This is a genomic window from Stenotrophomonas sp. PS02301 (assembly GCF_029959485.1).
Classification (GTDB): domain Bacteria; phylum Pseudomonadota; class Gammaproteobacteria; order Xanthomonadales; family Xanthomonadaceae; genus Stenotrophomonas; species Stenotrophomonas maltophilia_Z.
In genome coordinates this window covers 18,538-28,529 of the sequence record NZ_JASCOO010000057.1, presented here as the reverse complement: position 1 = coordinate 28,529, position 9,992 = coordinate 18,538, and the positions used below count along the sequence as shown (strand labels likewise).

General features: G+C 58.5%; 5 protein-coding genes. 2 read left to right on the top strand and 3 right to left on the bottom strand.

Annotated features, from left to right (window positions below; all coding sequences use genetic code 11):
• Nucleotides 1–130 precede the first annotated feature (130 nt).
• Nucleotides 131–3,964, bottom strand: coding sequence for a hypothetical protein (locus QMX81_RS13975; protein ID WP_282262352.1), 3,834 nt, complete (start codon nt 3,962–3,964; stop codon nt 131–133).
• 732 nt (nt 3,965–4,696) lie between these two features.
• On the opposite strand from QMX81_RS13975, the gene QMX81_RS13970 reads away from it, so the two are divergent.
• Together QMX81_RS13970 and QMX81_RS13965 are read left to right on the top strand one after the other, a co-directional pair.
• Entirely contained in the window at nt 4,697–4,981 is a 285-nt protein-coding gene (locus QMX81_RS13970; RefSeq protein WP_282262351.1) for a hypothetical protein, read from the top strand.
• Nucleotides 4,978–5,877 carry a nucleotide-binding protein gene (locus tag QMX81_RS13965; RefSeq protein ID WP_282262349.1) on the top strand — a complete coding sequence of 300 codons (900 nt, stop codon included), beginning with the start codon at nt 4,978–4,980 and terminating at the stop codon, nt 5,875–5,877. The genes QMX81_RS13970 and QMX81_RS13965 overlap by 4 nt, the downstream gene beginning before the upstream one ends.
• A 65-nt stretch (nt 5,878–5,942) precedes the next feature.
• On the opposite strand, the gene QMX81_RS13960 is transcribed toward QMX81_RS13965, so the two are convergent.
• Entirely contained in the window at nt 5,943–7,877 is a 1,935-nt protein-coding gene (locus QMX81_RS13960; protein ID WP_282262347.1) for a UvrD-helicase domain-containing protein, read from the bottom strand.
• On the bottom strand, nt 7,874–9,913 hold the full coding sequence (locus tag QMX81_RS13955; protein ID WP_282262345.1) for an AAA family ATPase: 2,040 nt from the start codon (nt 9,911–9,913) through the stop codon (nt 7,874–7,876). Before QMX81_RS13955 ends, QMX81_RS13960 begins: the two co-directional genes overlap by 4 nt.
• Between the last annotated feature and the right edge of the window lie 79 nt (nt 9,914–9,992).

Here is a 9,992-nt window from a genome sequence, read left to right as displayed (position 1 = left end):
CGGGGGCCGGCGGCCCGCGGGGGGGGCGCCGGCTGAGCCGCCCCGGCAAGGGGGGCCGAGGTTGCGGCCGGCCTCGCGTCGCCTCGCCCGCGTCGCGCGGGCGAGGGAAGGTTACGTGGCAGGGAATCAGTTACGCTGAGGTCTTTGGGGAATCAATCTCACCCTGGGGTAGCAGGTGGTACCGCTCAAGGTCGCTAACCCGCCCGACGTGCGTCCCTAAAAGTGCGGGGATCTTGGCGAAGTGAAGTGGCGAAACACCGCTAAAGACCATCCATGAAACAATTTCCGGACTGGCTACAGAGGTGAACGCTGCAATGCTGGCGGCATTGTCTCGGGCCAAGGTCACGCGTTTCAGATGCTTCTTCAACTTGTCTGCCTGGCCGTCAACAACCTCGCCTTGATACTCAGAGAGCTGCGAGGCCACCTCAGAATAGTTCCGTGTCAGCGAGAGATCCTTGCACTCAATGAACAGTACAGCATTGCTGTCGGCCCGCCAGGCGAGGACGTCGACGTCGCCGGGGTCATAGCTCAGTCCATGACCGAGGATCTCTGGGAACCCAATGCCCACGCGCACGGTCCATCCTGCGGCCATCAGGGCCTGCCCCACTGCTTCTTCAAATCCACGACCATCCCGCGCCTCCCCAAGCCAACGGTCACGCATTGGCTTGGTTTTGAAGAAGTCGCGGCTTAGTCGCCCGGTAAAGGCCCCATCCACGACGTACTCGGCCGATCTGCGCAGCAGACCAGGCGCGATCAGCACTGTGGGATCGGGCGAGTCGTCGATCTGAAGAATTGGGCGTGCTGCAATGGAAAGGCGTCGCCCCAGTCGCCATGGGTAGATGTCGGCAAGCTTAAAGCCGCTTGGCACTTTGCTCCAGTTAGATCGCGTGGCGAGAGTGAATTGCTGGAAGACAGCTTCAGCCGCTTGCCTTTCCATCCCTTCGTCCACCGCGCGCTCAAGAAGCTCGCTCTTGCTGATCTCAAACACCGCGAGCCCGCGATCCATACCCAGCGCCTCGGCGGCCTGTGCAAAATGGAAGGCATCCACAGTCGTGAATCCCATCTCCTCCTTAAATATCTCCATGAATTCAAGAATCTTGGGGTCCACGACAGGCGCCCTCCCGCCTGGCTTGGGTACAAGCTGCGAATAGTGTCGTTCGTGCCAGCTGGCATGGGCTTCAAACTGCTCGTTCGTTGCCTTTGATAGCAACGGCTCGACCACCATGTGGCCCAGATCGTCCCGGAACAGCAGGTCCCCAAGTGGCGCGATGTCAACCTCGGCAGGCAGAATGCCGAAGCGGATCGCATCAGAAAATCCGCCGATCCGGTAGAGCAACGCCGCCCGCGCCATTAGGCGGGTAAGCGCCATGTCCGACGGGTCAATTCCTCCGCTCAGAGGGCATGCGCAGATTGCCATCTCGGCGATCAGTCGGGAAAACAGCGCGGCACCGGCAAAGCGGCCGAGCTGCTGCGCAATCACGGTGTCCTTGGCCGGATCGCTCTCGTGCAGGCCCAAGATTGCCGCCGCCGTGCGATGCCACTGAAGCTCTCCGGTGCGTGCGCGCTCAATGTTCTCCATCAACCTGTGTAGACATGACGTGCGATTGAACGTCGCGAGTTCATCGGCAATATCGGCGATAAGAAGATCTACCACCTTGGTGAGAAGGGCGCTGGTAGCCTCTTTGCCTCTGTAGCTGGCCGGAGCCTCACTCTCAACAGCTCGCCAACCCAAGCCAACCCGGCCCGCGCTGTACTCGACAGATTCAAGGGCTAGCAACGGGCGAGTTATTGGCTGAACGCGATCACTGAAGTTCTTTCCTTCAATAATGTGGAAGCTGCGCGCCGTGTCGTTAGGCACACAGTAGTGTTCAACCTCTGTTCCGACATCCGATGTCTTATCCAGGCGTAGCAGTGACCCAAATGCGGTACCCAGCGCTCTGACGAGCGTGCGTTCGGCACGATTGTCAGCCGCTCGGAATCCCGCCAAGAAGCCATCTTCAACACATATGCGGATTGCCTGTTGCTCGCTGACTCGTTCCAGCCGCCAGAGAGACTCAAGCTCGCTTCGCTCGATGGCAGTCGTGAAGCGAGTGACATCATCGGAGCCTTCAAAGCGCAGGTACACCTTGAAGGATCGATCGCTCGGAAGCTTTCCGTACAGCGCTTCAATGCCTGCGCCAACGCGGCTTAACCACACCCGGGCCATGTTCCAAAGTTCATACTCCAGATTCCGGTCTTCGATGCTGGGGGCCTCCATCGTCATCCAGAAGTTGTTGTTACCCTCATAGACGGCCGACATCACTCCGCGACTAACGTCATCCATGGATGCATAGCACCGGACCAGCCGGTCGGACGGGAAGAAGTCTTCGGCAGATGGCCGCAGCACACTATGCCAACGACCGCCATTGTCCTTGACACGATGGTGGTCGTAAGCGCTGTCTGCGGCGGAGCGTACCGCGCGGATCAAATCGGTGGGAACCTGGAGCATCAAGGGTGAATTCGGGCCAATCCGGTGGCCGGTCAACTGGTCTTGTGGCACAAGTTGGCCATCATTTGACCGCACCCAGCCGATCAGATTGAGCGCGCCGTTGATATTGAGAATGGACACCCCGGCCTTGTACACAGCCTCGTTTGCGTCCAGGATGCGCCAGAAAGACAACGGCGTCATGTCCGGCAAGGAGCCAAGCCGTACTAAATCTGCGGCAGATAGCCATTGCGACTGCCAGCGCTCGTCGTCAATACTTGCGATCTCGCCTGCAAAGCCAGCCCCCCATCCACATACAACCTGGATCAATAGGCCGCGCTGAAACCCTGGGGCCTTGGCAATACCTTCCGCAGTCAGCTTAGCGGCGCGATTGATAAATGCCAGCGTACCTTTGTCAATTGACAGAAGGTCCGTGAATGCTGAATCTGTGTGTTGCGTCATGCTTGGCAGCATGAAGACGAATGCCACGTGATGGCCAACATCAAGCTCAGAGGTCATCACCGAGAAGTGGGTAGTTCCATGCCGCTGCCATTCCACCCGCAGGTTTGCAGGGCCGCCCAGTACGCGAGTTCCGCCGATGTGCTTTGTGTAGACATTGGCCAATGCTCGATCCAATACTGGAAGCTCGCCGAGGCTCTTGACGTAACGAATCACCTCATGGCGGATGGCGACAGTGAGGGCCGTGGGCATCGCAGCCAGCAAGCCGTCCTTAGTCCGGAGCAGGGGGCGCTGTTCCAGGCTGCCGTCGCCAAGCGCGGCACTACCGAGAGTCCTGATCTGTTCCTCACGCAGTGCAAATTCCGCAAGGTCGGCTATCGATATGTCGGCGGACTTCAGCTGTTTGGTAGTAAAGGTTACGCGCTCCCTTAGGCTATCTGCGTCCAACCCGCCAGTATCAAGCGCTTCGTGGTTCGTGTCGCCGCCATCCTGAAGCCGAACGAGCGAGGCGCTTTTGCAGACGAGATTGGATAGCCGAAGCAAGGCCTGAACCCGGCGCTTCAGAGGCTCATACTTTGCCGTCGCTGGCATCGCAAATACCACGTCTACAAGGCGCTGCGTATAGAAGCCGGCGCTTTCCCAGATGCCCTCCAGCACCAAGTGGTCGCCGCGATTGTTGCCGACGACGCTAACGAAGACGTCCTCTGCAGGGTCTTCGCCAAAAGCGCTTTCCGAGTTCCCAAGCACTTCGTACCAGCGAGCGGCGTCAGCGACGGTTGCTACCTTAGTGCCCTTGCAATGAATCAGCGCAAGCGCGACAAGCTGCTCAAAGCGGCCGCACTGACGCTGGTGCTCGGGGAGAGTCAGCAAACTGGCGGCCATGGCCACTGTACCGTCCCGCTGATACTCGGCCAGCTGTGCAACCAACTCCGCATTCTCTTCAGCCACGGTCTCTAGGTCGTGCCCGAGAGTGGACTTACCAGCTAGATGCCCTACAAGGCCAAGAAAATTATCCATTGAATCGGGCAGCGTATTATTCACAAGTTCGCTCCATGCGGTTTAGGTGTTCCGGCCGGAGTGCCGGTGTTTTGATCCATGCCTCGCTCCCGACTGGTCGAGGCAACAGGCGAGGCTGTACAGTCAGCCCAGTCTAGACTAGGCGTCGACTACGGCACCAATCTGCGCAGACCAGGTTCGCGTTGGTCGACCGTGGAAGATGGGCTATATGCCGGTATCGGCTGTGCGTCGTGGGGGCGAGACGCCGGGCAGCGGCACCCCATCGACCAACGCCGATTTCCGTTGCTGTTAATGGAGAAAGTGGGCGAGTTCGCGGTCCAAGCGGCTAACTTGAACCAGTGCCCCTGAGATCTGCCTACCCGACGCGAGGTGTTTGCCGCTGCAGATCAAGTCCTCGCACTAGGCGAGGGCCCCACCGTAGAGCGCGTTCGGGTGGCCCTAGGGCGCGGTGGTCCGGCTGCTGTTGGACCGATGGTGGGACGCGCTGGCTGCCCGGCTTGCCGGCAGGGGATTAGGAAGATTTATCGCGGGTAGAGGAGGGCAACTACCATTCAACTTTAGATCCCCCTGTGAGGAGCACACTATTGGTCGCTTCGCAGAGCAGCTGAGGCACTCGTGCCCAGGCAACCTCGCGGGCTGTCCAGCCGGTCATGACCACCCGGCCCCATCCCCGGCCGCCATCATACGTGTCATATCTCAGCAGGTGCGACTTGGATGCTATAAGGTTGGAGGAACTCATCCGTCAGGTTTTTTTCAATGATCAATATCTCCGGGCTGGACGCATTGACCCATCAGTTAGATCAGGCCCAAAAAGCCTTTGAAGAGTTGGATGGCGAACTCGGAGTGGTTAATTTCGACCCCAATGATCCGGCCAGTATTGAGGCGGCGATCCAGGAGGTCGAAATACTGGTCGATACCAAGGCGCGCCCCTGGGCGGACAACCCTCTCGTATCGCAATTGGTTGAAGGGATGAAGGAGCAGTACCGGCAAGGCATCATCGATCGAGCAGCTGCTGCGCGGTTGGAGGCCGAAGGTAAATGACCGCTGTCAACCTATTTGAGCAGATCAATGCTGCCGTTCTGGATTTGCAGGCTTCAGAGCCCCAAAGCTATGAGCGACCGCTACGACGTTTGGGCCAGCTACTCGTCCATCCAGATCTTGAGACGGCCAACCGTTTGCTTACAGAGGGATTGGATCTGCAGGCGTTTCTTGTTGAGAGCGAAAATACCGGCGGGGGCATGTCAGGAAGCCACCGTCTGGTTTGGCCGGATAACCCAACTGAGCAACTGGGGATGATGCTGCTGGTGGTGCAGGATTTGGCTTCCCGCCCGGACCACGCGCTGAGTTTCTGCCATCAGTATTTCTACTCGGGGCGCTCCATCGTTGCTGGCATCCACTCAATGACACGTCAGCTGCTTATTCCGTTCGTGAGGGACTACAAGACTTACGTGCTCAGCCAGGGTCGCGTTGAGATCAAGGTCATCGCCCAAAAATCTAACCGGGTTTTTATCGTCCATGGTCACGACGGCGAAGCAAGGGAGGCTGTAGCCCGCTTCCTGACGCGCGCGGGCCTGGATCCAATAATTCTCCATGAACAAGCCAATCGCGGCCGCACCATCATCGAAAAAGTCGAGGCTAACAGTGACGTGGGGTTCGCAGTAGTACTGCTGACTCCAGACGACGAAGGGCGAGCGCTGGGAGCGGACAAGTTGGAGGCGCGTGCCCGCCAGAACGTACTTCTTGAGCTTGGCTACTTCATTGCCCGTCTGGGGCGGGAGAACGTGTGCACGCTTAAACGCGGCGCCCTAGAGATACCGAGCGATTTCGCCGGCGTAGTCTGGTCGACTATGGACGCAAATGGCGCATGGAAGCAGGAGTTGGCCAAAGAGTTGGCAGCCGCAGAATACGAGATCGATTGGAATGTTGTGATGCGATAATCGCGGCGGCTTGCTCGATTGCAATCACTGTTGCGAGTGCCACTGTGCGGAGGAGGATCGCATCGTCATCCTAGGTTCTCCACTCGCCACCCGTTGTCGATTAGAGTTTTTCGATCTTCCGCGTTAAGGCGCTCACTGTTGACGGCAAGGCAGAGAAACCGCGTGGGCCGGGAGAACCCGACGTAGGCATGGCGCATCTGGGAGGGGAGGGTCTTGAGTGGCTTGCCCTTGACCGTCTTGCGCCCGGTCTGGCGCGCGATTGCTTCGACCACGTCGAATCGCTTTGAGTAGCGTCCGATTGATTCGAGATAAAGCGTGGCGAGCTGCGTCTCCCCCTTTGTATTGCCCACGGTATCCACGGTGACATTGACAGAGCGTCCGCTCGCTTCGACGGTACAGGTTCGCAGAAGGCTCTTTGAGACTGATGCATCATCATCTCCTTTTGGATCGGCAAACACCGGGAGAACGGTGAAGTCCTCGAGGGTCGTTCCCGGCATGAAAGGAGAGAGTTCCCGATAAAGCCGTCGTATAGTCTCGACACGCAATATTTCAGTGGACCCCGAGTCTTTGTTCATGACGACATCCCGCATGGCGCGTCGCAGGGGGCGGAGGTCTACCTGCAGCTCCCTCATAGCGCGAAAAAGGCGCCAGGGCTCGCGGACATCGTCTGCGATGGGCGCTTTGGCTTCACGTAGCGCAAGAAGCACGATGCGCCGCATATTCTCAGAACGGCCGGCAAGTTCGACCGGCATATGTCCCATACCCGCATGTTCCGCCAGAAGGCGCCAGGCACTTGTCGCCTTCGGGGCGGCGGTATTGGCGTGCATGGCGAGCGGCGGCCAGAAGTCACCGATGTGCCGTCCGGGCGCCTCTTTCGACTCGCCGCCTCGGCGCGCGCATATGGCACGGATGTGGCCTCCGTTGGTGATACTCTCGTCGTCTAAGGCGTCCAACACCAGCTCACCGAAACGGGGAATGACACGATCCAGCGTTTGCGCTGTATAGACCAGCAATGTTAGAGGTGCAGCGAGGTCGGGACCCTTTCCAATCACAGCAGCGCCTTTCTCTTGAACTTTAGAAACAAGACTGGCTATAGTCTGGCCAAAGCGCCGACTAGTGCTCATGGGTAGTTGAGGTTCCTCTGGAAACGGAGCCTGATTCTCATCCTCACCTTCGTCGTCACTGAAGAAGATGCGCTGATTGATGTCGCCAAAGCGCTGGATCACTGAGCCCCCTTCAAATGCCTTGGCCAAGAGAGCCTTCTGACTGGCTGAGGTGTCTTGCATCTCATCAATCATGACTAAAGGGAAGCGTCTCGCGAGGAGTTGTGCGAGCCTTGGCGCGACAGCGATAGCACGCTCCGCGAACGCGAACATGTCAATGTGGCGAAAGACACCTTCTACTGCTAGGTCCTTCTTAATCTTGCGAAGATGTCTCCCTGATGGGCTGGCAGGTGAGGGGAAGTTCTTGCCGGAGACAATCTCAAGGTCCGGTCCGAGAAAGCGCATCTGGCCTATCAGCTCGTTACCGTTTGACTGGTAGTCCGCCCAAGCCCTTGTCGTACCATTTGCTCGAGCACGACTTTGGGCCAGTTTTGCAAAAACTTCATCATCAATTACGTCAATAGTGCCGCCGTCGCTTCTCAACCGGGGCAGGCTGAGGAACTGGTTCACAAAGCCGTGGATGGTGCCGATAAAGTGCGGGTAAGCCAGCAGTCGGGCGCCCTCTGATGTGCTCGCAAGGCGGCGGCGGATTTCGTTCGCTGCGGTGTTGGTGTGGCTGATGACACAGATTCCATGACGATCCGAAGCCCACTTGCGGCTAAGCAAGTAGAGCTTCGCCGCAAGAATCGTCGTTTTACCGCTACCGGGCGCAGCCTGGATGTCAACGCTTCCACTGGCCAGAAGCACTGCCCGGCATTCGGGGTCAGTGAAGTCGAGTTTTGGGAACGCAATGATGAGGCTTTCGAGGTCTTCTTCTGCAATGAGGGGAATCGTCATTTTCCGCCTTTCCTCCCATCTGACATGAGGTGGCGGATGGCCCGCTGCAGGTAAGGCGGGAGCGACTTGAGTAGGTCTTCGCCCTGTCCATAGGCGCCGCTCTCTAGTAGAGCTGCAGCGTACTGAGCTGCGACCGCCTTCGACGCCTGCTTCTTGTACAAGGGCCTGTATATTTCGCTCGCCAGTGCCGCCTGTGTGAGGCCCTGTGCACATAACTTCGTCCAGGCTTCTCTACGGGCCGCCTTGACCCCTGCTACGCTTTCGACTGGAAGAAAGCCTCCATGTTTCTTGGCGGCCGCCGCAAGGCCGATGGCCATGTGCATCAGTTCGCCGCAACCCGAATATGCGAGGTCATACTCCAGAGTCCAGTGTTCAGACACGCATACGATGGTGTTGCCGCCGGCGGCGCGCTTTTCCTTGTCTTCGCGACGGGCCACGAGTTCGTCGGCGGCATAATCGGAGAAGAATCGGCTCTGCGGCTTGCGCTTCTTCTTACAGTCCTCACCCCCGCGCCCGGCGTCGCTTTGCTCCGCCTCATCGACTTCGTCTTCGTCGGGTGGTGCTTGGTCGCCGGCAGACCCCGTATTTCCTGCGCCCCTAATCGGCACATACCCCTTAGCCTCGTCTGGAACCACATCAAAGTCGGTAATGCATGCAACCGGAACGGGAACCTCGGTGTCGTCCTTACGCTGGAGGATGCGTGCATAGTGGTACAGCCCGACGTCGCCGACATTGACGACCGACACGCCATGCTTTGCGAGGTCAAAACCACATGTCTTAGCAAGGGCGGGTAGCAGGAGCGCTTCTCCGGGACCCTCCACGATGGCAACACCACGCGCAAAGAAGAGGTTAGCTCGTGTTGATTCGAGAAAGCGGCGAAGGTAGGCGTAGTCAGATAGCTCAAGTCTAGTAGTATCCTCGTCAAGCCGGAACGTCTTGCCTCTGACCACAAGAGTCATGGCTTGAACTGGCGCACCCGCAACGAGCGAAGGACTGTGTGTGGTCATCACCACCTGCAAGGCGCCAGTCGCATCACTTGCCGTTTCGGCCAAGAGCGCCATCACGCGGTCCTGGAGCTGGGGGTGCAGGTGTGCCTCTGGTTCTTCTATGAGGAGCAGGGCGAGCTCTTCACTTCCTTTCAGCAACACCATTTCGGTCGCCATGAATAAAACGTTGTTGTAGCCAAGTCCGCGCGGACAGCGCACGTTAGCGTGCACGTCGCCGGTGGGCTCGAGTGTCAGTTCGAAGCGCTCGAGGATGGGATTGAGGGCGAGTTCCGTGGCCAGCCGTATGCGTGCGGCGAGAGTGTCACCGGCAAATGCGAACTTGTCGAGGTAGTGTGTATTGATGCTCTCTTCGACTGCCTGGATGACCGCGTGGTTGCCCATGTGGTGCTGTGCATGGGCCATCAGTCCCACTAGGGTCTTAGGCAATTCATCGAGTTTTTCCTTGTCAAAATCGTTGTGCTTTTGGTCCTGAGTGGCGGGATGGGCGGCAAGAATTTGGGATAGTCGAGAGGCGCGCCCCGGGCGCATTTCGTTCTCTGCGTCACGAAGTGGGCGGAGGTAGGTGGTCCGGACCATTTCTCGAGCAGCCGCGCCAAGCTCCGGGCCCGTGCCGTCGGCGCCGCAGCGCACTTCGGTTTCGATGCGCGCGCGACGCTTCGGCGGATTGCCAGCTATCCACCTAGCGTGGAGCGTAAGGTATAGCGTACTAGTGCCGTCCTCCTCATAGGTCAGCCACTCGAGTAGGGCAGACTCCTGGTCCTCATCCAGTCCCTTGAGAGTTGCAGAAATCGTCAGTTCTGTGGCACGCGAGGCCCCGGAGACATGGAAGTCCTGCTCCTGCAGTCGGGTTGCTTCGAAGCTTGTGGTCCAGAGCACATGGCGGATGGCGTCAACAATGGCGCTCTTTCCGGCATCATTTTCTCCCACGAGTATGTTGAGCGTCGGACTAAGCGTCCAGTCCAGCTTGGGCGCAGTCTTGCCGTCACCGAAAATGCGAAAGTTGACGGCATTGATTGAATGAAGGTGCACGGCTCATCCCTGTGGTGTGCGGATTTACCGAGGATAGCGCGACTGACAGAGGTTGAGGCTACTGCGCCCAATTCTCTCT

Bases quoted from the DNA above. Each gene is read 5' to 3' on its own strand.
- QMX81_RS13970 (WP_282262351.1), top strand. From the start codon at position 4,697: ATGATCAATATCTCCGGGCTGGACGCATTGACCCATCAGTTAGATCAG.
- QMX81_RS13965 (WP_282262349.1), top strand. From the start codon at position 4,978: ATGACCGCTGTCAACCTATTTGAGCAGATCAATGCTGCCGTTCTGGAT.
- QMX81_RS13960 (WP_282262347.1), bottom strand. From the start codon at position 7,877: ATGACGATTCCCCTCATTGCAGAAGAAGACCTCGAAAGCCTCATCATT.